20 protein-coding genes are annotated in these 23324 nt (G+C 73.8%); 13 read left to right on the top strand and 7 right to left on the bottom strand.

All coding sequences use genetic code 11. The features are described from left to right. Positions 1-13: 13 nt before the first annotated feature. The 3 genes from FGD68_RS03430 to FGD68_RS03440 are packed head-to-tail and all read right to left on the bottom strand — an operon-like array spanning position 14 to position 4263. The gene (locus tag FGD68_RS03430) at positions 14-1534 is read right to left on the bottom strand and encodes an AtzH-like domain-containing protein (RefSeq protein WP_119372478.1); all 1521 of its coding nucleotides are present in this window, start codon (positions 1532-1534) and stop codon (positions 14-16) included. Between the two features lie 27 nt (positions 1535-1561). After that, positions 1562-2872 carry an allantoinase AllB gene (gene allB / locus FGD68_RS03435; RefSeq protein ID WP_119372479.1) on the bottom strand — a complete coding sequence of 437 codons (1311 nt, stop codon included), beginning with the start codon at positions 2870-2872 and terminating at the stop codon, positions 1562-1564. 17 nt (positions 2873-2889) lie between these two features. Continuing rightward, the gene (locus tag FGD68_RS03440) at positions 2890-4263 is read right to left on the bottom strand and encodes a nucleobase:cation symporter-2 family protein (RefSeq protein ID WP_119372480.1); all 1374 of its coding nucleotides are present in this window, start codon (positions 4261-4263) and stop codon (positions 2890-2892) included. A 117-nt stretch (positions 4264-4380) separates the two neighbouring features. On the opposite strand from FGD68_RS03440, the gene FGD68_RS03445 reads away from it, so the two are divergent. Next, the gene (locus tag FGD68_RS03445) at positions 4381-4863 is read left to right on the top strand and encodes a GNAT family N-acetyltransferase (RefSeq protein WP_237609773.1); all 483 of its coding nucleotides are present in this window, start codon (positions 4381-4383) and stop codon (positions 4861-4863) included. On the opposite strand, the gene FGD68_RS03450 is transcribed toward FGD68_RS03445, so the two are convergent. After that, complete coding sequence (locus FGD68_RS03450) at positions 4829-5125, bottom strand: hypothetical protein (protein ID WP_119372481.1); 297 nt, start codon at positions 5123-5125, stop codon at positions 4829-4831. The genes FGD68_RS03445 and FGD68_RS03450 overlap by 35 nt on opposite strands. 94 nt (positions 5126-5219) lie before the next feature. On the opposite strand from FGD68_RS03450, the gene FGD68_RS03455 reads away from it, so the two are divergent. After that, positions 5220-6119 carry a serine hydrolase domain-containing protein gene (locus tag FGD68_RS03455; RefSeq protein WP_119372482.1) on the top strand — a complete coding sequence of 300 codons (900 nt, stop codon included), beginning with the start codon at positions 5220-5222 and terminating at the stop codon, positions 6117-6119. A 22-nt stretch (positions 6120-6141) separates the two neighbouring features. Here the strand turns inward: FGD68_RS03455 and FGD68_RS03460 are convergent, their stop codons facing one another. Beyond that, a complete protein-coding gene (locus tag FGD68_RS03460; protein ID WP_119372483.1) occupies positions 6142-6561 on the bottom strand; it encodes a rhodanese-like domain-containing protein in 420 nt (139 codons plus the stop codon). A 94-nt stretch (positions 6562-6655) separates the two neighbouring features. On the opposite strand from FGD68_RS03460, the gene FGD68_RS03465 reads away from it, so the two are divergent. Together FGD68_RS03465 and FGD68_RS03470 are read left to right on the top strand one after the other, a co-directional pair. Next, on the top strand, positions 6656-7114 hold the full coding sequence (locus FGD68_RS03465) for an Lrp/AsnC family transcriptional regulator (RefSeq protein ID WP_104236555.1): 459 nt from the start codon (positions 6656-6658) through the stop codon (positions 7112-7114). Positions 7115-7182: 68 nt separating this feature from the next. Then, positions 7183-8421 carry an ATP-binding protein gene (locus FGD68_RS03470; protein WP_119372484.1) on the top strand — a complete coding sequence of 413 codons (1239 nt, stop codon included), beginning with the start codon at positions 7183-7185 and terminating at the stop codon, positions 8419-8421. A 209-nt stretch (positions 8422-8630) separates the two neighbouring features. Here FGD68_RS03470 and FGD68_RS03475 read toward each other — a convergent pair whose 3' ends face one another. Further along, complete coding sequence (locus tag FGD68_RS03475) at positions 8631-9656, bottom strand: LacI family DNA-binding transcriptional regulator (protein WP_219818163.1); 1026 nt, start codon at positions 9654-9656, stop codon at positions 8631-8633. Between the two features lie 160 nt (positions 9657-9816). Here FGD68_RS03475 and FGD68_RS03480 point away from each other — a divergent pair, with 160 nt between their 5' ends. The 5 genes from FGD68_RS03480 (at position 9817) to arfA (ending at position 16765) form a co-directional block, all read left to right on the top strand. Further along, on the top strand, positions 9817-11073 hold the full coding sequence (locus tag FGD68_RS03480) for a sugar ABC transporter substrate-binding protein (protein WP_237609774.1): 1257 nt from the start codon (positions 9817-9819) through the stop codon (positions 11071-11073). Between the two features lie 5 nt (positions 11074-11078). After that, entirely contained in the window at positions 11079-12077 is a 999-nt protein-coding gene (locus tag FGD68_RS03485; RefSeq protein WP_237609775.1) for a carbohydrate ABC transporter permease, read from the top strand. A 161-nt stretch (positions 12078-12238) separates the two neighbouring features. Next, positions 12239-13000: a carbohydrate ABC transporter permease gene (locus tag FGD68_RS03490; protein ID WP_104236589.1), complete on the top strand. Its 762-nt coding sequence runs from the start codon at positions 12239-12241 to the stop codon at positions 12998-13000. 62 nt (positions 13001-13062) lie between these two features. Further along, positions 13063-15054, top strand: coding sequence for a glycoside hydrolase family 127 protein (locus FGD68_RS03495; RefSeq protein WP_119373264.1), 1992 nt, complete (start codon positions 13063-13065; stop codon positions 15052-15054). Positions 15055-15241: 187 nt separating this feature from the next. Beyond that, positions 15242-16765 (top strand): arabinosylfuranosidase ArfA, encoded by a 1524-nt coding sequence (arfA, locus tag FGD68_RS03500; protein ID WP_119373265.1) that lies wholly within the window; start codon positions 15242-15244, stop codon positions 16763-16765. Positions 16766-17067: 302 nt separating this feature from the next. On the opposite strand, the gene FGD68_RS03505 is transcribed toward arfA, so the two are convergent. Then, positions 17068-17445 carry an Lsr2 dimerization domain-containing protein gene (locus tag FGD68_RS03505; protein WP_237609776.1) on the bottom strand — a complete coding sequence of 126 codons (378 nt, stop codon included), beginning with the start codon at positions 17443-17445 and terminating at the stop codon, positions 17068-17070. Between the two features lie 99 nt (positions 17446-17544). Here FGD68_RS03505 and FGD68_RS03510 point away from each other — a divergent pair, with 99 nt between their 5' ends. From FGD68_RS03510 to FGD68_RS03525, 4 genes are all read left to right on the top strand, one after another. Beyond that, on the top strand, positions 17545-18618 hold the full coding sequence (locus FGD68_RS03510; protein ID WP_237609777.1) for a GTP-binding protein: 1074 nt from the start codon (positions 17545-17547) through the stop codon (positions 18616-18618). Positions 18619-18768: 150 nt separating this feature from the next. After that, positions 18769-19953, top strand: coding sequence for a glycosyltransferase (locus tag FGD68_RS03515; RefSeq protein WP_119373684.1), 1185 nt, complete (start codon positions 18769-18771; stop codon positions 19951-19953). An 80-nt stretch (positions 19954-20033) separates the two neighbouring features. Then, positions 20034-21038 carry an NAD(P)/FAD-dependent oxidoreductase gene (locus tag FGD68_RS03520; RefSeq protein ID WP_237609778.1) on the top strand — a complete coding sequence of 335 codons (1005 nt, stop codon included), beginning with the start codon at positions 20034-20036 and terminating at the stop codon, positions 21036-21038. A gap of 64 nt (positions 21039-21102) precedes the next feature. Next, the gene (locus tag FGD68_RS03525) at positions 21103-23295 is read left to right on the top strand and encodes an ATP-dependent Clp protease ATP-binding subunit (RefSeq protein WP_119373635.1); all 2193 of its coding nucleotides are present in this window, start codon (positions 21103-21105) and stop codon (positions 23293-23295) included. Positions 23296-23324 lie beyond the last annotated feature (29 nt).

Below are 23324 nucleotides of genomic sequence, written 5' to 3' on the forward strand. Positions count from 1 at the left end.
AATGGAACGCCTGTTACGACAGCGTCCCGGCGAGCGCGACGATCGCGCGGTCGGACCCGGCCGGTCCGATCAGGCAGACGCCGACGGGTGCGTCCGCGACCCGCAGGAACGGCGCGCTGACCGCCGGCAGCCCGCCGATGCCGGCGACGGCCGTCATCCGCAGCGTCGCCAGCCGGGTGCGCTGGACCACGTCCCCGGTGGCCTTCCGGAGCGGTGCGGGTCCCGGCACGGTCGGGAGGGCCAGCACGCCGGGGCCGATCGCCTCGCGGACGCGGGTGCGCAGGCGGTCGAGCCGCTCCCGCGCGCGCGCCTCGTGCTCCGCGGTGATCGTGGCCGCTGCCGCGAACCGCGCGGCCACGTCGTCCCCGAGGGCGCCGGGGTGCGCGTCGACCCAGGGTCCGTGGTTGCGCCAGGCCTCGGCGGCCTGGACGATCCGGAGGGTCTCGGCCAGTTCGTCCGGCGGCGGCAGGTCGATCCGGCGGACGGGCCGACGGGTCGCCGCCAGCCATCCCCGGAACGCCTCGGCGGTCGCGGGTTCGACGACGTCGAGCAGGGCGTCGCAGACGAGGAGCGTGCCGTCGTCCACGTCGACGTCCGCGTCTGCGCCCGGGCGGATGGAGGCGCCGGCCGCCGCCGCGAGCACGGACGCCGACCGGGCGATCCACCCGACGGTGTCGAACGACTGCGCCAGGGGCACGAGCCCGTCGCGCGGGACGCTGCCGTGGGTCGTCCGGAGGCCCCAGAGGCCCTGGTAGCTCGACGGCACGCGGAGGCTCCCCGCGGTGTCGGTGCCGAGACCGAGGTCCGCCTGCCCGAGCGCGACCGCGGACGCCGAGCCCGAGGACGACCCGCCGCCGATCCGGGTCGGGGCGGCGCCGTTGGGCGGCGACCCGAAGTGCGCGTTCCGACCCGCGAGCGAATAGGCGAACTCGTCGGTGCGGGCGATCCCGGTGACGTCGGCCCCCGCGTCGAGGAGCACCTGCACGGCCGGGGCGGTGACCGTCGACACCGACGCCGATCGCTCCCAGGTCGGGTTGCCCGCGCCGACGACGTGCCCGCGGACCGCGTAGAGGTCCTTGACGGCGACGCGGATCCCGGTGAGCGGCCCATTCGGGGCGCCGTGTACGAGCGGGTCGCCGACGACGCGCCACACCGTCCGGGCGAACGCCGTCGGTCTGCCGGTCACGTGCGCCGCGCGGATCCGCCAGGTCGCGTCGGTGCGGCACCAGAGCTGCGTCTGGAGTCCCCGGCCACCGTCGACGAAGACCGACTCCCCGACCACCAGGGCGCTGTCCGGGGTCAGCCGCCGGATGTCGACGGACGCGATGGTCCGGCGTGCGACGCCGCCGCGCCCGGAGCGGAACGCGCGGATCGCGTCATGCCCGCGGAGCAGCCCGGCGTCATCGCCGCGCAGGGTGCCCTCGCCGGTTTCGAACAGCGCGTCGAGCGCGGTGGTGTCGTCGCTCATCAGGGCGTCCTCGTAGGCGGTGAACGCCCGCTCGAGCCCCTCGGGCCAGCTCCCGTGCAGGATCATGCGTCGACCGCCGCACGGGGTCGCGCGTCAGCCACGGGCGACCAGCTCCCCGGCCAGTGAGGTGGCGGTGACCGGCTCGCCGCGCAGCCAGGTCCCGGTGACCCGGCCACGGGCCTCCAGGCCGGCGAACGCGGAGACCGGGTTGCGGTGCGCCAGTCCGGCCACCTCGATGACCTCGGTGGCGGACGGGTCGAACACGGTGAGGTGGGCGAGCGCTCCGGGCGCGATGCGACCGCGGTCGGCGAAGCCGGCGAGCGCTGCGGGGCCGGTCGTGAACCAGGGCACGACGTCCTCGAGGGACATGCCGCGGCGCATCGCCTCGGTCCACACGGCGCGGAAGCCGACCTGCAGGCCCGCGATGCCGCCCCACGCCAGGCCCCAGTCGTCGGTCTTCAGGTCGGCGGTCGACGGCGAGTGGTCCGACACGACCATGTCGATCGTGCCGTCGAGGAGCCCGTGCCAGAGCGCGTCGCGGTTGGCGTCGTCGCGGATCGGCGGGCAGCACTTGAACTCGGTCGCGCCGTCGGGGATGGTCGATGCCTCGAACGCCAGGTAGTGCGGGCAGGTCTCGACCGTGATCCGCACGCCGTCGTCCTTCGCCGCTCGGATCATGGGCAGCGCTCCGGCGTCGGAGAGGTGCAGCACGTGCGCCCGGGCCCCGGTCGCGCGCGCGCCCTCGATCACCTGCGCGATCGCGGACCCCTCGGCTGCGGCAGGGCGGGTCGCGAGGAAGTCCGCGTAGCGGCCGCCGAGGGCACCGTGGTCGACGAGGTGCGCGGGGTCCTCGGCGTGCACGATGAGCAGCGCGTCGATGTCGGCGACCTCCTGGAGCGCGGCGCGGAGCTGATCGGGTCCGAGGTGCGGGAACTCGTCCACGCCCGACGGCGCCGTGAAGCACTTGAACCCGAACACGCCCTGCGCGTGCAGCGCGTCGAGCGAGCCGAGGCTGTCCGGCACGGCGCCGCCCCAGAACCCCACGTCGACGGCCAGCCGGCCCGCGGCGCTGGCGCGCTTGACGGCCAGGGCGTCGACGGTCGTCGTGGCCGGGATCGAGTTGAGCGGCATGTCGATGATGGTCGTGACGCCGCCGAGCGCCGCAGCGCGGGTGGCGGACGCGAAGCCCTCCCACTCCGTGCGCCCCGGCTCGTTGACGTGCACGTGCGTGTCGACCAGCCCGGGCAGCAGGACGTGGCCACCGCCGATGACGTGCACGTCGGCATCGATGCCCAGGGGAGCGTCGAGGGGAAGGACCTCGTCGATGCGTCCCTCGACGACGGTGACGGTCGCCGGGCGCAGCGCCCCGTCGACCCAGGCTCGGGCGCATCGGAAGGCGAGCACCGCCGGTCGTGGTGCCGTCACGGCTGGTCGGCGTCCGTCATCGCGACGCCACCGGGGAGGTCCGCGGGCCCGGCGGCCTTCCCGGTGCCGAGCAGCAGGTTGAGCAGGATCGCGGCGACCGCGCCGGCCGAGATGCCCGAGTCGAACACGAGCGTGAACCACGTCGGGAACGCCGCGTAGATCGACGGCGCGACGGTCGGCAGCAGCGCGATCCCGAGCGGCAGGGCCACGACGAGCACGTTCCGGTTGTCGAACCTGACCCGCGACAGGGTGCGGATGCCGCTCGCCGCGACCATCCCGAACAGCGCGACGCCGGCACCGCCGAGGACCGCGTGCGGCACCGCCTCGACCACCGCAGCGACCTTGGGCACGAGGCCGAGCACGACGAGGATCCCGCCCGCAGCCGTCGCGACGTACCGGGAACGCACCCCCGAGAGCGCCACGAGTCCGACGTTCTGCGCGAACGCCGTGTACGGGAACGTGTTGAAGACCCCGCCGACGACGGTGCCGAGGCCGTCCGCCCGGAGGCCGTCCGCGAGCGTCCGGTTCGAGACCGGCCGATCGACGATCTCGCCGACGGCCACCATGTCGCCCGTGGTCTCGGTCATGATCACGAGCCCGACGACGAGCATCGACACGATCGACGCGAGGTCGAACGTCGGCAGCCCGAAGTGGAACGGCGTGACGACCGCGAACCACGGCGCCTGGCCGATGCCGGACCCGTCGACCATCCCCGGCACGAACAGCGCCACGAGGGTGCCGATGAGGAGGCCGGCGAGGACCGAGACCCGGGCGAGCCCCCGGGGTGCGAAGCGCTCGACCAGCACGATGGCGAGGAGCACGCCGGCGGCGAACGCGACGTCGGTGGGGCGGGCGGCGCCGTCCTCCCCGCCCTCGGTGATCCACCCGGCTGCCACGCTCATGAGCGACAGCCCGATGATGAGGATGACCGTCCCGGTGACGATCGGCGGGAACAGCCGGATGAGCTGCGAGAACCACGGCGCGACGACGACCATGAAGATCCCGCAGGCGATCGTCGCCCCGTACACGGCGGTGATGCCGTGCTCGGTCCCGATCGCGATCATCGGTCCGACCGCCGCGAAGGTGACACCCTGCACGAGCGGCAGACGGACGCCGAAGCGCCAGAAGCCGACGGACTGCACGATGGTGGCGAGGCCGGCGACGAACAGGTCGGCGCTGATCAGGAACGCCAGGTCGGCGCTGTCGAAGCCGAGCGCACCGCCGACGATGAGCGGGACGGCGATCGCGCCCGCGTACATCGCGAGGACATGCTGCAGCCCGAGGGGCAGGAGCCGGGCGAGCGGCGGGACGGTGTCGACCCCGTCGCCGGTGCTGGTGTCGGCTGTTCGTCGGCGCGATGCTGTGCTCATGTCCGGACGCTAACCGCCCACTGTTTCCCCGGCGTTTCGGTCGGGAGTCCGGTCGCGAACGAGCGTGCCGTCCGGTGGCGTCTGGGAACGACCGTCTCGGGCGACGGCGTCGCAGAGGTGCACGCGATCCTCTCCGACCCCGCCGTCTGGACCCACTACCCGACGCTGCGCGTGACCGATCCTGCGCAGACCGACCGCTTCCTCCGCACGCGGACCGAGGGCTGGGAGCGCGACGGCCTCGGCACGTGGATCGTGCGCGAGCGGGACGCCCACGCGGTCGTGGGGTTCGGCGGCTGCCACGTGGCGCACGACGCCTTCTGGAACCTCGGCTACCGCTTCTCGCCGGCCGTGCACGGCCGCGGCTTCGCGACCGAGATGGCGTCGCGGGCGATCGCGCGGGCACGCATCCTCCGCCCGGAGCTGCCCGTCGTCGCGTACCTCGTCGCGCACAACCGCGCCTCGGCGGCCGTGGCGGAGAAGGTGGGACTGACGCTCGTGCACCGCGGGCCGGATCCGGGCAACCCCGACCCCGACGTGCTGCGCCTCGTCTACGCCGACCGCGCCCTCACCGACGCGCAGCGGGACGCGACGATGCGCTGAGTCCGTCCACGACCGGCGCGCGACGGGCTCGCCACGCCCCGACCTCCGCCACGAGGATCCGCGTCCCGGCCAGCAGCACGAGCGCGACAGCCGTCAGCACGATGAGCGGCGGCAGCAGGAAGCCCAGCGCGATCAGCGGGTGCTCCATGCCGAGCGCGGGCCAGCCCATGTCCTCCCAGCGGTCGGCGAGCAGCAGAAGCACCGCGAGGGCGACGAGCTCCGCGGCCAGGAACCCGATGGTGATGCGCGTCGCCAGCCTCATGCCGTCCCCTGCCGTGTGCCGAGCCGCCACCCTCGCACGGTTCCCCCGGCCGGGGAAGGGGCGTGCCCCCGCCTGGCCGCGCCACACTGGATCCATGAGCACCGCCGACGACGCCCTCGCCCGCCTCGTCGAGGGCATCGACCGCGAGCGGCTCGGCGCGTACGGCGTCGTCGTGCGGATCGGCGCCGACGAGGCCGCGCACCGCTGGCGCAGCGACGACCGCGAGAACCTCTACTCGGTGTCCAAGGGCGTCTGCGCGCTGGCGGTCGGCATCGCGGTGGACGCGGGGATCCTCTCGCTCGACACCCGCGTGCCCGAGCTGCTCCCCGACATCGAGCTCGGGGCGGGCGTCGCCGAGGTCACCGTCGAGCACCTCCTCACCATGACCAGCGGCATCGACTTCGCCTGGTTCGGCGACGAGCCCGTGCCCAGCCCGGACCTCGCGCAGGCCATGCTCGCGCTCCCGACGCGCGGCCCCGGCACCGTCTTCCGCTACAGCGACGCGAGCCCCTACGTCGCCATGCGGATGCTCGCCGCGGCCGTCGGCGACGTGCGCGACTGGCTCCTCCCGCGCCTCTTCGATCCGCTCGGCATCGAGAACCCGCAGTGGCACCGCTGCCCGCTCGGCTTCGTCGTGGGCGGCAGCGGCCTGGAGCTCCGCACCGGCGAGCTCGCCCGCATCGGCCGGCTGCTCCGCGACCGCGGCGCGTGGGAGGGCCGGCAGCTCGTGAGCGCGGAGTGGGTCGACCGGATGCACGGATCCTGGGTCGACACCGGCGCCGATCCTGCCGCGCCCTTCGCCCGCTACGGCCTCGCGACCTGGGACGGCCCCGGCGACGCCTGGCGCCTCGACGGCCGCTACGGCCAGTACGTGCTGGTCGACGGATCCCGCGACGCGGTCGTCACCATCACGGCCCACGAGGAGGAGCGCGACCACCGGCTCGCGGAGCTGGCCGCGGCGGCCGTCGCGGAGACCGCTCCCGTCGTCGGCTGACCAGCTGGCCGCCGCCGCACCGTCAGCCGACCGGCGCCGTCAGCGGATCCGGCTCCCGCCGCGTCCGCCCCGCGTCGCCGACCACCGCGAACCCCTCGCGCGCCCAGTACTCGAAGCCTCCGATCAGCTCCTGCACGCGCGTGTAGCCGAGCGTCGCGAGGGTGAGGGCCGCGCGCGTGCTGCCGTTGCAGCCGGGGCCCCAGCAGTGGACGACGACCCGCGCGTCCCGGTCGGGGAGCTCGGCGGCGGCTCGCGCGGCGATCTCCGCGCCGGGGATGTGGACGGCACCCGGGATCCGCCCCTGCGCCCACGAGGCGTCCGAGCGCACGTCGACCACGAGCGGCGCGGCGCCGCTCGCGCGGTCGGCGGCGAGGTCGGCGGGGTCGGTCTCGTAGGTCAGCTTGGCGGCGAAGAAGTCGATCGCGGAGAGGCTCGTGTGCATGCCTCCATCGAAGCCGCCGGGCACCGGGGCGGGGAAGGGCCGTCGCGCGGCATCGGGGCCGTCGCGCCGCGGATCGCCCGGTAGGTTCGGCCGCATGCCGACGAATCCGCCGCTGACCCTCGACGTCACCGACCACGCGATCATCGCCGAGCTCCAGGGCGACGGCCGGATGAGCGTCGCGCAGCTCGGCCGCGCCGTCTCGCTCTCCGCGAGCGCCACCGCCGAGCGCGTGCGTCGCCTCACCGAGGCGGGCATCATCACCGGCTACTCGATCACGGTGGATCCCGAGGCCCTCGGCTGGGCCGTCACCGCCTTCGTGCGCCTCGCGTACCCGTCGGGCGACTACCGGCCGTTCCACGCGCTGGTCGCCGAGATGCCGGAGATCGTCGAGGCGCACCACGTCACCGGCGCCGACTGCTTCATCATCAAGGTCCACGCCCGGTCGATGCGCGACCTCGAGCGCATCACGGGCCGCCTCGCCGCCCTCGGCGGGATCACGACCCACGTCGTGTACTCGAGCCCGGTGCCGGGGCGTCATGTCGGGCCGGCCTGATCCGCGCCGCGGCTCGGCCGTTTTTGGTAACATTACCAAGTTGCGTGTCGCTTGGTAACATTACCGACATGCGCGATGCGACCGGCAATCCCTTCAGCCCCGGCTCGGACACCGTCCCCGAGATATGGGCCGGCCGCACCGAGCAGCTCGGCGACTGGCGGGACGTGGTCCGGCCTCGGCTCCTCCGCGGGCTCCCCGAGCGCGGGCGCACCGTGCTCGGGGAGCCCGGGCTCGGCAAGTCCTCGCTCGTGCGGCGCATCGCGCAGACCGCTGCGCGCGACGGGGACTGGGTCACGCCGCAGCTCCGCATCCCTCTCGGTGCCGATCCGCTCAAGCCGGTCGCCGCTGCCGTGCTGGATCTCGCGCGCTCCGCCGGCCTCCCCTCGGCGCGCGAGAGGCGCATCGCGGAGGCGATCGCCCGGGTGGAGGCGGTCGCAGCGGCCGGGCTCTCGCTGACCCTGCGCGGATCCGAGCAGAGCGGCCCGGAGCCCTACACGTCGCTGACCGCGCTGCTCGTCGAGGTCGGCCGCGCGGCGATGCGGAAGGGCCGGGTCGCCCTGGTCCACGTCGACGAGGTGCAGAACATCACGGACGAGCGGGCGCTCTCGCAGCTGCTGATCGCCCTCGGCGACGCCATCACGCACGAGGAGGAGGTCGCGATCCCCGGTGGTGCGCACGTGCGCCGGTCCCTGCCGATCGCGGTGTACCTCACGGGCCTGCCGGACTTCGAGGACCGGGCGGGCGCGCACAAGGGCGCGACGTTCGCACGCCGCTTCCGCACCACCGTCCTGACCGCGATCGACGACGAGGACATCCGGGCGGCGCTGCAGGACTTCGTCATGCCGGGCTGGGAGGTCGCGGACGGCTCGGGTCGCGCCCGTCGCATCCGCATGGACCAGGACGCCGCGGCTGCGATCGTCGACCTGTGCCGCGGGGAGCCGTTCCTCTTCCAGCTGGCGGGGGAGCGCGCCTGGTACGCCGGATCGGGGATGACGATCACCCGCGACGAGGTCCGCGCGGGCTGGCGGGGCGCGGAGCGCGAGGCGGCGGCGCACGTGGAGCGGATCCTCGAGCGGCTGCCCCCGCGGGAGCGCGCCTTCGTGGAGGCCATGGCCGCGCTGCCCGCCGAGGAGCGCACGCTCACCCGCATCGCGAAGGAGATGGGCCGCTCGAGGGCCGCGGAGGTCGGCACCACGGCGCAGCGCCTGGACACCGTGCGCGGCATCATCGACCGTGGGACGTCCTACGGCTTCCGGCATCGCGCGATCGAGGCGCACCTCACCAGCTCGTGGCCGCGGGTGGGATGAGGCGGCCGCGCGTCCCGGCGCGTCGTCAGCCGGTGAGCCAGCCGCTGATCACCACCACCTCCGCCGCAATCTCCGCGACGTCCCGACCGTCGGTCGCCACGCGGTGCACCGCATCCGCCGCCCCCGCCCCCGCGACACCTCCGCCGCCACCGTTGTCTTGCCGACGCCCGAGCGGCCGCCGAGGAACAGGGCCCGGGTGACGATGGGCGTCACGCGCCGGTGGACGCCCGCGCCACGACGCGCACGGGCTCGGCCGACACCCCGGGGACGGTCTCGCCGTCGATCATGTCGACCAGCCGCTGCGCCGCGGCCCTGCCGAGGTGCTCGAGCTCCATGGCGACGCTCGAGAGCGGCGGGCGAGCCTCGCGGACGAGCAGGTCCCAGTCGTCGAAGCCGATGACGGCGACGTCCCCCGGCACGTCGCGGCCCTCGTCGCGCAGGGTGTCGAGCACGCCGCGCGCGATGTGGTCGCTGCCGCCGATGATCGCGTCGACCGGATCCCCGCCGCGCACCAGGAGGCGCGCGCAGTCCCTGCCCCAGGCCTCGCCCCACTGGCCGTAGAGCGAGGATCCGCCGACCGGCTCGAGCCCGTGCGCGGCGAGCGCGCCCATCACGCCCTCGGCCCGGTCGCGCGCCGCGGCGTACGACGACTCGCCGTTGACGAGCGCGATCCGCGTGCGCCCCTGCGCGATGAGGTGCTCGGCGGCGAGGCGCCCCGCCATCACGTTGTCGGGCGTGAACGAGACGTCGCCCTCGCCGGTGGACGGCGCGTAGACGTACACGACGGGCACGCCCGCCATGACCGGCGCCGGCGGCCGCGGGTTGGTCGTGCGGCCCACGATGAGCAGGCCGTCGACCCGGCGGGTGAGCAGCGACTGCAGGTGCATCTGCTCGCGCAGGGCGTCGTCGCGGGCGTCGGCCAGCAGGACGGAGAGCGACCCCTTGCCGAAGGCGTCCTCCGCGCCGAGCAGGATCGGCAGCACGAAGCGGTTGTCGAGATCGCTCGTGACCATGCCGATGGTGCCGGTGCGCGACGAGTTGAGCGCCTGCGCGAAGAAGTTCGGTGTGAAGGACAGCGCGGCCGCGGCCTCCTCGACCCGGCGACGCGTCGTGTCGCGCACCTGCGCCCGGCCGTTGAGCGCCTTCGAGGCGGTGGCCACGCTCACGCCGGCGGCCCGGGCGACGTCGGCCAGGGTCACGGCGCCCGCGCCCGGTCTCGATCCGTCGATGGTCACGGTGACGAAATTAGTTCATCCCGGCCTTGACAAGCAAAAGGAGGGCGACGTAGCTTCCTACCGAAACCGGTTTCGGTTTGCAGTCCTCGAGGAGGAGGCGGCGGCGCGATGCGCGCGGTCCCCCGGGAGGCCTGCCCTGCAGCATCCCGAGAGGACAACCGTGAACTCCTTCCCCCGCACCACGCGCACGGCCGTCGCGGCCGGCGCGCTCGTCGCCGGCCTCGCCCTGGCCGGCTGCTCCACCGGAGGCGGCGCAGCCTCCGACGGATCCGCCGCCAGCGGCACCTACACCTTCTGGGACCCGTACCCCCAGTTCGACGCCTCCTCCGACTGGACGAAGCTCGTCGAGCAGTGCGGCACGGAGGCCGGCGTCACCGTCGAGCGCACCGGCTACGACACGTCCGACCTCACGAGCAAGGCGCTCCTCGCCGGCCAGCAGGGCAACTCGCCCGACCTCCTGCTCGTCGACAACCCCGTCGTCTCGACGCTCGCCGAGGGCGGCCTGCTCACGACGACCGAGGAGACCGGCGCCGACGTGTCCGGCTTCGAGGAGAACATCCTCGCGGCCGGCCAGCTCGGTAGCGACACCTTCGGTGTCCCCATCGGCGCCAACACCCTGGCGCTCTACTACAACAAGACGGTGCTGGCGAAGGCGGGGGTGGATCCCGCCACCATCACCAACTGGGCGTCGCTCACCGCGGCGCTCGAGAAGGTCACGGCGTCCGGCGGCAAGGGCATCACGTTCTCGGCCATCGGCACGGAGGAGGGCAGCTTCCAGTTCCTGCCGTACTTCTGGGGGTCCGGAGCCGACCTCACCGACATCTCCTCCGACGACGCCGTCTCGGCGCTCACCCTCTGGACCGACTGGGTGAAGGAGGGCCTCGCGCCGAACAGCGTCATCGGCAACACGCAGACCACGTCGTGGCAGGAGTTCCTCACCGGCGAGTACGCGTTCGGCGAGAACGGCACCTGGCAGCTGCAGGGGGTGAAGGACTCCGGGATCGACTACGGGATCCTCTCCATCCCGGGGCGCGACGGCGGCTCCGCCCCCGCGCCCACCGGCGGCGAGTTCCTGACGGTGCCCGTGCAGCGGGACCAGGCGCGCTACGACGTCTCGAAGCGGATCCAGGCCTGCCTCACGAGCACCGACAACCTCGTCGCCACCGACACGACGCTGTCCTACGTCGCCCCGACCGCGGAGGCGCAGCAGGCGCAGGTGGCGACGGACCCGGACCTCGAGCCGTGGGTGACCGCGGTCGGCGAGGCCAAGGGCCGGACGAGCGACGACCTCGGCACGAAGTACCCGCGCATCTCCGAGCAGCTCTGGAAGGCCGTGCAGAACAGCCTCAGCGGGGCGGCCAGCCCGCAGGACGCGCTCGACGAGGCCCAGAAGGCCGCCGAGTCGGCGAACGGCTGACCCGGATGAGCGCCCACACCATCGACCGCCGCGACGCGGCGCCCTCGGGGCGGGTCCGCGACGTCGCGGACCCGCCCCGCCGGGGCCGCGACGCGCGCCGGCCCGACGGCCGACGGCCCCGCCGCGTGGGGCCCCGGCAGCTCACGGCGTGGGCGTTCCTCGTCCCCGTCGTCGTCTACCTCGCGGTCTTCTACGCGTACCCGCTCATCCGGAACGTCGACCTGTCCGTGCGCGATTACACGGTGCGCTCCTTCCTCGACGGATCGGCGCCGTTCATCGGCCTCGACAACTTCGCGCGCGTCGTCCAGAGCCCGACCTTCGGCCCGGCGCTCGCGAACACGCTCACCTTCACGCTCGTCTCCATCGCCTTCCAGTTCACGATCGGCATGGCGCTCGCGGTCTTCTTCTTCCAGAGGTTCCGGCTCTCGGCGACGCTGCGGGCGCTGTTCCTCGTGCCGTGGCTCCTGCCGCTCATCGTGAGCGCGTCGACCTGGTCGTGGATGCTCAACAGCGAGAGCGGCATCGTCAACGCGGTCATCCGCGCGCTCGGCGGCGGTCAGGTCAACTGGCTCACGTCGCCGCAGTGGGCGCTCGCCTCGGTCATCGTCGCGAACATCTGGATCGGGATCCCCTTCAACCTCGTGATCCTCTACAGCGGCCTGCAGAACATCCCCGGCGAGCTCTACGAGGCGGCGTCGCTCGACGGCGCGACCTCGTGGCAGCGCTTCCGGCGGATCACGTTCCCGCTGCTCGCGCCGGTGTCGGCGATCACGATCCTGCTGGGCCTCGTCTACACGCTGAAGGTGTTCGACATCATCTGGATCATGACCCGCGGCGGCCCCGGGGATACCTCGACGACCTTCGCCATCTGGTCCTACCAGCTCGGCTTCGGCTCGACGCTGCCGACCTTCGGGCCGGCCGCCGCGGTCGGCAACCTCCTCATCGTCATGGCCCTCGTCTGCGGCCTCGTCTACCTGCGCGTGCAGAGGAAGCAGGAGAGCTGATGTCCGCCGCCGCTCCCGCCCGGCCGTCCGGATCCACCGGGTCCCCGCCCCCCGATCGCCGCCCGTCTCCCGCCATCTCCGCCGAGCGCACCGCGCAGATCCGCCGGAAGGGCCGCCGCAGCACCGCCACGACCGTCGTCGGCGTGCTCTTGACCGCCGTGATGCTCTTCCCCGTCTACTGGATGGTGAACGTCTCGCTGACGCCGACGGACCGGATGCGGCAGAGCCCGCCGCAGCTGTTCCCCTCGACGCCGACCCTCGACGGCTACGCGGCCGTGGTGCGCGACCAGCTCCCGTACCTCGGCACGAGCCTGGTGGTCGGCCTCGGCACCGTGATCGTGACCATCGCGCTCTCGGCGCCGGCCGCCTACTCGCTCGCCAAGCTGCGGCCCGTCGGCGGGGGAGCGCTCGGCTTCGTGATGATCGTGGCCCAGATGATCCCGCAGGTGATCATGGCGATGGGCTTCTACGCGATCTACCTCAACGCCGGGATCCTGAACCAGTGGTGGGGCCTGATCATCGCCGACAGCACGCTCGCCGTGCCCTTCGGCGTGCTCATCTTCACCGCCTTCATGCGCGGGATCCCGGACGAGCTGCTGTCCGCGGCCGAGCTCGACGGCGCCGGCACCTGGCGCACGTTCGTCTCGATCGTGCTGCCCGTGAGCCGCAACTCCGTCGTGACCGTCGGCCTCTTCGCCTTCCTGTGGGCGTGGTCGGACTTCGTCTTCTCGTCCACCCTCAACAGCGGCGGCACGGCGCAGACCATCACGCTCGGCATCTACCGCTACATCGGCAACAACAACCAGGAGTGGAACTCGATCATGGCCACCGCCGTCGTCGCCTCCATCCCCGCGACCGTCCTGCTGGTCGTGGCGCAGCGCTACGTGGCCGCGGGCGTGACCGCCGGCGCCGTCAAGGACTGACGCATGTCCGCCGCCCGGCGCCGCCCGACCCGCATCCCCACCACCCTCCGAGGAGACCACCCGTGACCACCACCTCCACCGCCGACCCGTCCGCCTCCGCCTCCCGGGACGGGCATCCCGACCGCCCCGGTGGGCCCGTCGCGCCGTCGCGGTCGCGGCTGACCCCGCTCGACGCGTCCGAGATCCGCCTCGTCGACGGCTTCTGGGCCGAGCGGCAGCGGCTCAACGCCGACGTGATCCTCCGCCACTGCGAGGAGTGGATGGAGCGGATCGGCTGGACCTCGAACCTCGACCGCTCGGCGTCGGGGGAGGAGGGGTGGGAGCACGCGGGCATCGAGTTCGTCGACTCGGAGATCCACAAGCTGCTCGAGGGCATGGCGTGGGAGCTGGGCCGGCCCGTCGACGCCGCGGACGGCGCGGGCACGGCCGCGCACGTGGACCTGGCCGACCGGTTCGCGCGGCTCGTGTCGCGCGTGGCGGCCGCGCAGGATCCCGACGGCTACCTCCACACGTCGTTCGGCCGCCCGTGGCAGCGCCCCCGCTACTCCGACCTCGAGTGGGGCCACGAGCTGTACTCGATGGGGCACCTGATCCAGGCGGGCGTCGCGGCGCACCGCACGGGCGCGTCGGACGAGCTCGTCGGCGTGGTCCGTCGCGTCGCCGACCACCTCTGGGAGACGTTCGGGCCCGAGGGCCGGGTCGCCGTGTGCGGGCACCCCGAGGTGGAGGTCGCGCTCGTGGAGCTCGGCCGCGCGCTGGAGGAGCCGCGGTACGTGGAGCTCGCGCGCCTGTTCGTCGAGCGGCGCGGGCACGGGCTCCTCGGGCCGATCGAGTACGGCGCCGAGTACTTCCAGGACGACGTGCCCGTGCGGGACGCCGACGTGCTCCGCGGCCATGCGGTGCGCGCGCTCTACCTCGCGGCCGGCGCCCTCGACGTCGCCGTCGAGACGGGGGACGCGGGGCTCGCCGACGCCGTTCGCCGCCAGTGGGAGGAGACCGTCCGCACCCGCACGTACGTGACGGGCGGCATGGGATCCCACCACCAGGACGAGGCGTTCGGCGCGGACTTCGAGCTGCCGCCGGACCGCGCCTACGCGGAGACCTGCGCGGGCATCGCCTCGAACATGCTGTCGTGGCGGCTGCTCCTGCAGGAGGACGACCCTCGCTACGCCGACCTCATCGAGCGCACCCTGCTCAACACCGTGCTCGCCTCCCCCCGGGAGGACGGCCGCGCCTTCTTCTACACGAACACGCTGCACCAGCGGACCCCCGGCGTCGCGCCCGACGAGGACGTGGTCAACGCGCGCGCACTCGCGAGCCTCCGGGCGCCGTGGTTCGAGGTGTCGTGCTGCCCCACGAACGTCGCCCGGACGCTCGCGAGCATGGAGCTGACCTTCGCGACGCGCTCGGCGGAGGGCGTGCAGATCCACCAGCTCGGCTCCTACGACGTCGACACGACGCTCGACGACGGCACGCGCGTCGCCCTGTCGGTGCGCAGCGGCTACCCGTACGCCGGCGACGTGGCCGTCACGTTCCGCGAGGACACGGACCGCGAGGTCGAGCTCGCCGTGCGCATCCCCGCGTGGGCCCGCACCGCGACGGTCACCGAGCCGGGCGGCTCCCCCGTCGAGGTCCGCGGACGGCGGACGGTCGTGCGGCGTCGCTTCCGCGCGGGGGACACGGTGGCCGTGGAGCTGCCGGTGACCGCACGGTTCGTGGCGCCGGATCCGCGCATCGACGCGGTCCGCGGCCAGGTCGCGGTCGAGCGCGGGCCGCTCGTGCTCGCGCTGGAGTCGGTCGATCTGTCCTCCGGCGAGGTGGGCGACGTGGTCGTCGACACGGCGACGCCGCCGGAACGGACCGGGCGCGGCGCGCGGGTGCGGCTCTCCCGCGCGATCGCGGATCCGGCCGCCTGGCCCTACGCGGAGGCCGACAGGCGCGCCGACCGCGTCGAGGACCTCGGCCTCGTCGACCTCGTGCCGTACGCCTCCTGGGCGAACCGCGGCCCGTCGACCATGCGGGTCTGGATCCCCGCCGCCCCCGACGGCCGCTGATCCGTCCCCCTGCGACGCGGGCACCGCGGCCTCCCCGGCCGCGGTGCCCGCGTCGCGTTGACACCTCCCCCGCGCCCCCGGGAGAATGGGGTGACGTTGCTCTTACAACGTTGTAATGGCATCAGATCCCGCCGGCGACCGCTCGGCGTCGATCGGCCCCGTTCCCGATGAAGTGAAGGACCACTCCATGACCGACGCCTCCACGTCGCCCGACGCCCGCATCGCGATCGACCGCACCGCGGTCGTCGCCCCCGTGAACCGCCGCACGTTCGGCTCCTTCGTTGAGCACCTCGGCCGCTGCGTCTACGACGGGATCTACGAGCCCGGCCACCCCACCGCGAACGCCGACGGCTTCCGCGGCGACGTCGTCGACCTCGTCAAGGAGCTCGGCACGAGCACCATCCGCTACCCCGGCGGCAACTTCGTCTCCGGCTACCGCTGGGAGGACGGCGTCGGCCCCCGCGAGGACCGCCCGAAGCGCCTCGACCTCGCCTGGCACTCGCTCGAGACCAACGAGGTCGGCCTCGACGAGTTCGCGCGCTGGTGCGAGCTCACCGGCAGCGAGCTGATGATGGCCGTGAACCTCGGCACGCGCGGCGTGCTCGAGGCCCTCGACATCCTCGAGTACTCCAACCACCCGGGCGGCACCGCCCTCTCCGACCAGCGCATCGCCAACGGATCCCCCGAGCCCCACAACGTGAGGATGTGGTGCCTCGGCAACGAGATGGACGGCGACTGGCAGGTCGGCAACATGACCGCCGAGGACTACGGCACGCTCGCCGGCCGCACCGCCCGCGCCATGAAGATGGTCGACCCGACCCTCGAGCTCGTCGCGTGCGGCAGCAGCGGATCCGGCATGCCGACCTTCGGCGAGTGGGAGCGGACCGTGCTGGAGAAGACCTACGACTCGGTCGACTTCATCTCCGCCCACGCCTACTACCAGGAGCGCAAGGGCGACCTCGGCAGCTTCCTCGCCTCGTCGCTCGACATGGAGTACTTCATCCGCACGGTCGTCGCGTCCGCCGACCAGGTCAAGTACCGCCGCAAGAGCGACAAGACCATCAACATCTCCTTCGACGAGTGGAACGTCTGGTACCTCGACGAGCACCAGGAGTCCGGCGTCATCACGGAGGGCTGGCCCTACGCGCCGCACCTGCTCGAGGACGTCTACTCGGTGGCGGACGCGGTCGTGCTGGGCAACCTCATGATCACGCTGCTCAAGCACAGCGACCGTGTCACGTCTGCCAGCCTCGCGCAGCTCGTGAACGTGATCGCGCCGATCATGACGGAGACCGGCGGCGGCGCCTGGCGCCAGACCACCTTCTTCCCGTTCTCGGTCACGAGCCGGCTCGCGCAGGGCGAGGTGCTGAAGCCGCGGATCGACGTGGGCACGTACGAGACCGAGGTGCACGGCACCGCGCCGCTCGTCGACTCCGTCGCGACCTTCGACGAGGCCACCGGCCGAGCCGCGGTCTTCCTCGTGAACCGCAGCCTGTCCGACGCGCTCACGATCGAGGTCGACGTCGCCGGGCTCGCGGTCTCCGAGGTGCTCGAGGCCGTGGGGATCCACGACGAGGACGCCTACGCGAAGAACACCTTCGAGGACCGCGAGCGCGTGGGCCTGACGCCGAACGCGTCGGCGTCGCTCGCCGCCGGCACCCTCACGATCACGCTGCCGCCCGTGTCGTGGACGGCCGTGTCGCTCGGCTAGTCGCACCCGCCCCGCGCATCCGCGCCACCACGCGCCCGTCGCGCCGCATCCGCGGCCGGCGGGCGTCGTGCGTCGGCCGTCGTGCGTCTCGCGGAGCGCCGAGAGGGAACCCGGCCCCCTCAGGGGGCCGGGCCCACCGGCGAGTCCTTCCCGGGACCCGAGCCGACGGTCACCACGCCTGATCACGAAGCAGCCGTGATGCTGCGGCAGACGCCAGTCCGCCGACCGCGGATCCGGTGCGGGCGCCGAGCGCCTCGCCTCGGAGTCGTGCTGGTGCCGGGTGTCCGCGCCGAGGGTGCGGCTCAGCGCCCGTCGCGGCTCCGGTAGATCGTCATGAGCGTCGCCGAGATGCGGCCGCCCGGGCCGAGTCGATGGCCGTTCGCCTCGAGCCAGGCGCGGGCGGCGGCGCGCTCGCCCGTCGGGGCGGCGGCGGCGGTCATGCCGCTGGCGGGGCGGGCCGGTTCGTCGCGGATCGGCGTGATCGTCACGGTCGTGCGGCGCCCGGCGGCGACGTACGGCGCGAGCGCGGCGCGGAGGGCGCGCGCGCCGGCGGGGTCGAGGTCGATCTCGTGCACGACGCCGTCGAGCCCGAAGCGCACCGCCTCGGTGGCGGTGGGTGTCGCGCCGCCTGTCGCGTCGTCACGCTCGTCCTCGCCGCGCGGATCCACGTCGTCGCTCATGCCGTCTCCTCGCGCTCTCGATCCCCTCCGGCAGCCTAGGTCTCCGCGGCGACATCGCCCGCGGCGTAGATGAGAACGATTCTCTTCTAGGCTGGGCGGATGGATCCCCACCGGAACGCCCGCCCGCCCGTCGTCCGCGGCGGGCTGGCCGTCATGCTCGTCTCCGCGAGCGGACTCGAGGCCGCATCGCGCGTCGCCGCGGCGGCGGTCGACGCACCCGCGTCGGCCCCGCCCGCCGTGGTCGAGGCACCGGGCGGCGACAGCGGCGACCTCGGCGCGGACATCGCCGACGGCCTCATCGCGGACGCCGACGACGGGCGCACCGGGCTCGCGGTCGTCGCGCTCGATCCGGCGGCCGATCCGCTCGAGGTCGCGCTCGTGCTGGAGCACGTCGTCGAGGCGCGGCACCCCGGATCCACGCACATCGGCATCCTCGACGTGGTCGCGGTCTCCTCCGTCGCCGAGATCCGCGACCTGCTGCTCGAGCCAGGAGACGCCGACGCGACGCCGTTCGACGCGGCCGAGCGGCTGGCCGCGCGGCTCGAGTGCGCGAGCGTCGTGGTGCTCGACGACCTGGATCCCGAACGCCCCGCCCCCGACGCCCGCCGTACCGTCGCCCTGCTCGCGCACCTGGCCCCTGACGCCCGCGTCGTCGCCACGGCCGACCGTGGCTCGCTCGTGCCGGCGCCCCTCCGCATCGGACGGCAGCGGGCCAGGCGGCTCGCCGCGGGCATGGGCTGGCAGGTCGCGCTCGCGGGTGAAGCCGCCCCGACGGCCGCCGACGGGATGGGCGTGCATGTCTTCCGCGATCCGCGCCCGTTCCACCCCGGCCGCCTGCACACCGCCGTCGCGCACGACCTGGTGCCCGGGCCGGTCGGCCGGATCGTCCGCTCGCGCGGCCTGGTGCGCCTCGCGACCCGGCCCGCGACCGTCGGATCGTGGGCGACCGCGGGCGACGTGCTGAGCCTCGACCCGACCGGCATGCGCAGCTGGGACGCTGACTCGCCCGCCGGGCAGGAGATCGCGTTCGTCGGCGAGCACCTCGACGGCGGACTGCTCGACCGGATCCTCGGCGCCTGCCTCCTCGACGCGGCCGAGCTGGTCGCGGGGCCTGCCGAGTGGCACGGCTACGCGGACCCCTTCCCCGTGTGGGACACCGAGCACCGGCACTGAGCAGGAGAGCGGGCGGGCGGGCGTGGCGCCTGGGGAGGGCCGCGGCCGGGTGTGGGCGGCGCATGGGATGGTCGACGCTCCCGCGTGGCGGCGGCGGCGAGTCCCCCGGCCCGCGCTCCCGCCCGCCTCCGAAGGAGAGTCGACGCCCCGATGCCCGCGACCGAGGCGCCCCTGCGCATCCTCTTCTCCTTCGCCCGCGGGCGCGGCCACCTCGGCCCGATGCTGCCGCTCGCGCACGCGGCCAGGGTCGCCGGCCACGAGACCGCCCTCTGCGGCGCGCGGTCGGTGGTCCGCGACCAGACCGGCTTCGACCACCTCCACGCGCGCGAGGTGTCGACGATGCCGTCGACGGCCGACGCCACCTGGCGGGAGGGTGGGACCGGGATCCTCACGCCCGTCACCTCCTCCGGCCTGCTGGCGAACGTCGCGCCGTACTTCCTCGGCGACAGCGCCCGCGAGGCGCGCGACGCCGTCGTCGGGATCACCACCGCATGGGCGGCGGACGTCGTGGTCTGCGACGGGCAGGACTTCGGGGCGATGATCGCGGCGGAGGTCGTCGGCATCCCGTGCGTCGTCGTCGAGGTGTTCGCGACCGCGCCCGACGCCTGGCTCGAACGGCTCCGCGAGCCGATGCGGGCGTTCCGGGCGGAGGCTGGCCTGGAGCCCGATCCGGAGCTGCGCGGGGCGCACGGCGCCCTCACGGTGGTGCCGTTCCCACCCGCGCTCCGCGGCGATCGCGCACCGCGGGGCCCGATGACGCGCATGCGCCCCGAGGCGCCGCAGCCGGGGAGCGACCACCCCGCCATCGCCTGGCTCGCGGCGGGCGACGAGGAGCACCGCGTCTACGCGACGCTCGGCACCGTCTTCAACCGCGCGTCCGGCGACCTGCTCCCGCGGATCATCGCCGCGCTCGAGTCGCTCCCGGTGCGCGCGCTGGTCACCACCGGGCCCGAGATCGACCCCGCGGGGTTCCCGACCGGCAGCCCGCGCGTCCGCGTCGAGCGGTACGTGCCGCAGGACGGAGCGCTCGCCGTGTCCGACCTCGTCGTGACGCACGGCGGATCCGGCACCATGACGCAGGCGCTCTCCCACGGCGTGCCCCTGCTCGTGCTCCCGCTCGGCGCCGACCATCTGCCGAACGGCGAGCGCGTCCGGGGCCTGGGGGCCGGCGCGATGCTCGACGCCCGGGCCACGTCGGCGGAGCTCGCGGCGGCCATCGGCGACGCGGTCGCGGAACCGGCCCTCCGTGACGGCGCCGCCGTGGTGGCTGCGGAGATGCGCGCGTTGCCGTCACCCGCCGAGGTCGTCCGGCGCATCGAGGCGCTCGCGCGCTGAGGTGGCGGTCTCGGAGCGCTCGTCTTGCGCATCCCGCAAGGGATCATGCGCCGAGCGACGGCGGCGGCGAGAGTGACTCCATGGACATCACGCAGCGCATCGAAGGTCAGCAGGAGTGGGACGCGGTCGTCATCGGGGGCGGCCTGGCGGGGTCGAGCGCGGCGCTCATGCTCGCGCGGGCCCGTCGGAGCGTGCTGGTCGTCGACGCGGGCCAGCCCCGCAACGCCGTCGCCGCGCACATGCACGGCGTGCTCGGCCACGACGGGAAGCCGCCGCGGCAGCTCGTCGCCGAGGGGCGACGCGAGATCGAGGGCTACGGCGGCGTCGTGGTCGACGGGCGCGTCGAGGTGGTCGCGGCGCTCGATGACCCCGCCGGCCCGCGCTTCCGCGTGACGATCGACGGCGGCGCCGAGGTCGCCGCCCGCCGCGTGGTCCTCGCGACCGGCCTCGCCGACGTCCTCCCCGAGCTGCCCGGCCTCGCCGCGCACTGGGGCGCGGGCGTCGTCGTCTGCCCGTACTGCGACGGCTACGAGGTGCGCGACCGCCGCATCGGCGTGCTCGCGACCGGACCCGGCAGCCTCCACCACGTGCAGATGCTGCGCCAGTGGTCGCCAGACGTCACGTTCCTCGTGGCGGGCGGGACGGCGGACGGCGCGCCTCTCGCGATCGACGCCGCGACCCGCGCCGGGATCGACGCCCGCGGGATCCGCGTGGAGGAGGCGGCGGTCGTGCGCGTGCTCGGCGACCGCGGTGCGCTGGAGGGCGTGGAGCTCGCCGACGGACGGAGGGTCCCGCTCGACTCGCTCTTCGCCATGCCGGGCGTCGCCCCGCGGGACGCCATCGCCCGCGCGCTCGGCGCCGCGACCGAGGACACGCCCTGGGGGCCGTTCGTCGCGGTGGACCCGATGGGCCGGACGAGCGTCCCCGGCCTCCTCGTCGCGGGCAACGCGTCCAGCGCCTCGGCGAACGTGCCTGTGGCGATGGCCGCGGGCACCATGGCGGGCGCGATGGCGAACGCCGACCTGGTCACCGAGGACGTGGCGATCGCGATGGCGGCGATGCCGGCGGCGGCCGTCGCCCGGTAGCGCTGAGTCGAATCCCGAAGTAAACTTGAGTCCGCACGACTCAAGTACGACCGAAGGGAACGCAGTGGCCAACATGCAGGGCGCACCCGCCACCGACGAGAACGCGAAGACCGCGCTCGAGCAGTACGGGGTGAACCTGACCGAGATCGCGAAGAGCGGCAAGCTCGACCCGGTCATCGGACGCGACGCGGAGATCCGGCGCATCAGCCAGGTGCTCACGCGGCGCACCAAGAACAACCCGGTGCTCATCGGCGAGCCCGGCGTCGGCAAGACCGCCGTGGTCGAGGGCCTCGCCCAGCGCATCGTCGCGGGCGACGTGGCCGACTCGCTCAAGGGCAAGCAGCTCGTGTCGCTGGATCTCGCGGCGCTCGTCGCGGGCGCCAAGTACCGCGGCGAGTTCGAGGAGCGGCTGAAGGCGGTGCTCAAGGAGATCGACGACGCCGACGGCGAGATCATCACCTTCGTCGACGAGCTGCACACGCTCATGGGCGCGGGAGGCGGCGAGGGATCCGTGGCCGCGTCCAACATGCTGAAGCCCATGCTCGCGCGCGGCGAGCTCCGCCTCATCGGCGCCACCACCCTCGACGAGTACCGCCAGTACATCGAGAAGGACGCCGCGCTCGAGCGCCGGTTCCAGCAGGTGTACGTCGGCGAGCCGAGCGTCGAGGACACGGTCGCGATCCTCCGCGGGCTCAAGGGCAGGTACGAGGCGCACCACCAGGTGCCCATCACGGACGCGGCGCTCGTCGCGGCCGCGTCCCTCTCGAACCGTTACATCCCGGCTCGCCAGCTCCCGGACAAGGCCATCGACCTCATCGACGAGGCCGCGTCGCGCCTGCGGATGGAGATCGACTCGTCGCCGGTGGAGATCGACGAGCTGCGGCGCGCGGTCGACCGCATGCGGCTCGAGGAGCTCGCGCTCAAGCGCGAGAAGGACGAGGCGTCGAAGGCGCGGCTGGCGAAGCTGCGCGAGGACGTCGCCGCGCGCGAGCAGACCCTCGGCGAGCTGCAGCGGCGCTGGGAGGCGGAGCGCGCGAGCGTCAACCGCGTCGGCAAGCTGAAGGACGAGCTGAACGAGCTGCGGATCCGCGCCGAGCGGGCCCAGCGCGAGGGGAACCTCGAGAAGGCGTCGCGGCTGCTGTACGGCGAGATCCCGGTGATCGAGCGGGAGGTCGCGCAGGCCGAGGCCGCCGAGTCGGTGCCGTCGGCCGAGGACCGCATGGTGAACGAGCAGGTGACGGCCGAGGACGTGGCGGCGGTCGTCGCGGCATGGACGGGGATCCCCGTCGGCCGGCTGCTCCAGGGCGAGACCGAGAAGCTGCTGCACCTCGAGCAGGAGCTCGGCAAGCGCCTCATCGGCCAGAAGCCGGCCGTGCGGGCCGTCGCCGACGCGGTGCGCCGCACGCGCGCCGGCATCTCGGATCCCGACCGGCCCACGGGCTCCTTCCTCTTCCTCGGCCCCACCGGCGTCGGCAAGACGGAGCTCGCGAAGGCCCTCGCCGAGTTCCTGTTCGACGACGAGAAGGCGATGGTGCGCATCGACATGAGCGAGTACGGCGAGAAGTTCGCCGTCTCGCGCCTGGTGGGCGCGCCTCCCGGGTACGTCGGCTACGAGCAGGGCGGCCAGCTCACCGAGGCCGTGCGCCGCCGCCCGTACTCGGTGGTGCTGCTCGACGAGGTCGAGAAGGCGCACCCCGAGGTGTTCGACGTCCTGCTCCAGGTGCTCGACGACGGACGGCTCACCGACGGCCAGGGCCGCACGGTCGACTTCCGCAACGTGATCCTCGTGCTCACCAGCAACCTCGGCTCGCAGTTCATCAGCGACGCCACGCTGCCGCTCGACCAGCGCGAGCAGGCCGTGCAGCAGCTCGTGCGCCAGACGTTCAAGCCGGAGTTCGTGAACCGGCTCGACGACATCGTGGTGTTCCAGACGCTGTCGATGGACGACCTCGCGCAGATCGTCGAGCTCTACATCGACCGGCTCGGCGTGCGGCTCTCGGACCGCCGGCTCTCTCTCGGCGTCACGCCGGATGCGCGCCGCTGGCTCGCCGAGCGCGGCCACGACCCGCTGTACGGCGCCCGGCCGCTGCGCCGGCTCATGCAGCGCGAGATCGACGACCGCCTCGCGCGCGAGCTGCTCGCGGGCGACATCCGCGACGGCGACGCCGTGCGGGTCGACCTCGCGCCCGACGGCGAGGGCCTCACGGTCAGCCGCGCGTGGAGCGACGAGCCGGAGGACGCGGCGCCAGGAGCCTGATCCCCGTGCGGCCCGCCGCGCGCTCGATG

The sequence above is a fragment of the Clavibacter californiensis genome (genome assembly GCF_021952865.1).
Classification (GTDB): Bacteria; Actinomycetota; Actinomycetes; order Actinomycetales; family Microbacteriaceae; genus Clavibacter; species Clavibacter californiensis.

Coding starts and splice junctions, on each gene's coding strand:
- FGD68_RS03430 (WP_119372478.1), bottom strand. CDS start 1,534: ATGATCCTGCACGGGAGCTGGCCCGAGGGGCTCGAGCGGGCGTTCACC.
- FGD68_RS03440 (WP_119372480.1), bottom strand. CDS start 4,263: ATGAGCACAGCATCGCGCCGACGAACAGCCGACACCAGCACCGGCGAC.
- FGD68_RS03450 (WP_119372481.1), bottom strand. CDS start 5,125: ATGAGGCTGGCGACGCGCATCACCATCGGGTTCCTGGCCGCGGAGCTC.
- FGD68_RS03455 (WP_119372482.1), top strand. CDS start 5,220: ATGAGCACCGCCGACGACGCCCTCGCCCGCCTCGTCGAGGGCATCGAC.
- FGD68_RS03460 (WP_119372483.1), bottom strand. CDS start 6,561: ATGCACACGAGCCTCTCCGCGATCGACTTCTTCGCCGCCAAGCTGACC.
- FGD68_RS03465 (WP_104236555.1), top strand. CDS start 6,656: ATGCCGACGAATCCGCCGCTGACCCTCGACGTCACCGACCACGCGATC.
- FGD68_RS03470 (WP_119372484.1), top strand. CDS start 7,183: ATGCGCGATGCGACCGGCAATCCCTTCAGCCCCGGCTCGGACACCGTC.
- FGD68_RS03485 (WP_237609775.1), top strand. CDS start 11,079: ATGAGCGCCCACACCATCGACCGCCGCGACGCGGCGCCCTCGGGGCGG.
- FGD68_RS03490 (WP_104236589.1), top strand. CDS start 12,239: ATGCTCTTCCCCGTCTACTGGATGGTGAACGTCTCGCTGACGCCGACG.
- arfA (WP_119373265.1), top strand. CDS start 15,242: ATGACCGACGCCTCCACGTCGCCCGACGCCCGCATCGCGATCGACCGC.
- FGD68_RS03505 (WP_237609776.1), bottom strand. CDS start 17,445: ATGAGCGACGACGTGGATCCGCGCGGCGAGGACGAGCGTGACGACGCG.
- FGD68_RS03510 (WP_237609777.1), top strand. CDS start 17,545: ATGGATCCCCACCGGAACGCCCGCCCGCCCGTCGTCCGCGGCGGGCTG.
- FGD68_RS03515 (WP_119373684.1), top strand. CDS start 18,769: ATGCCCGCGACCGAGGCGCCCCTGCGCATCCTCTTCTCCTTCGCCCGC.
- FGD68_RS03520 (WP_237609778.1), top strand. CDS start 20,034: ATGGACATCACGCAGCGCATCGAAGGTCAGCAGGAGTGGGACGCGGTC.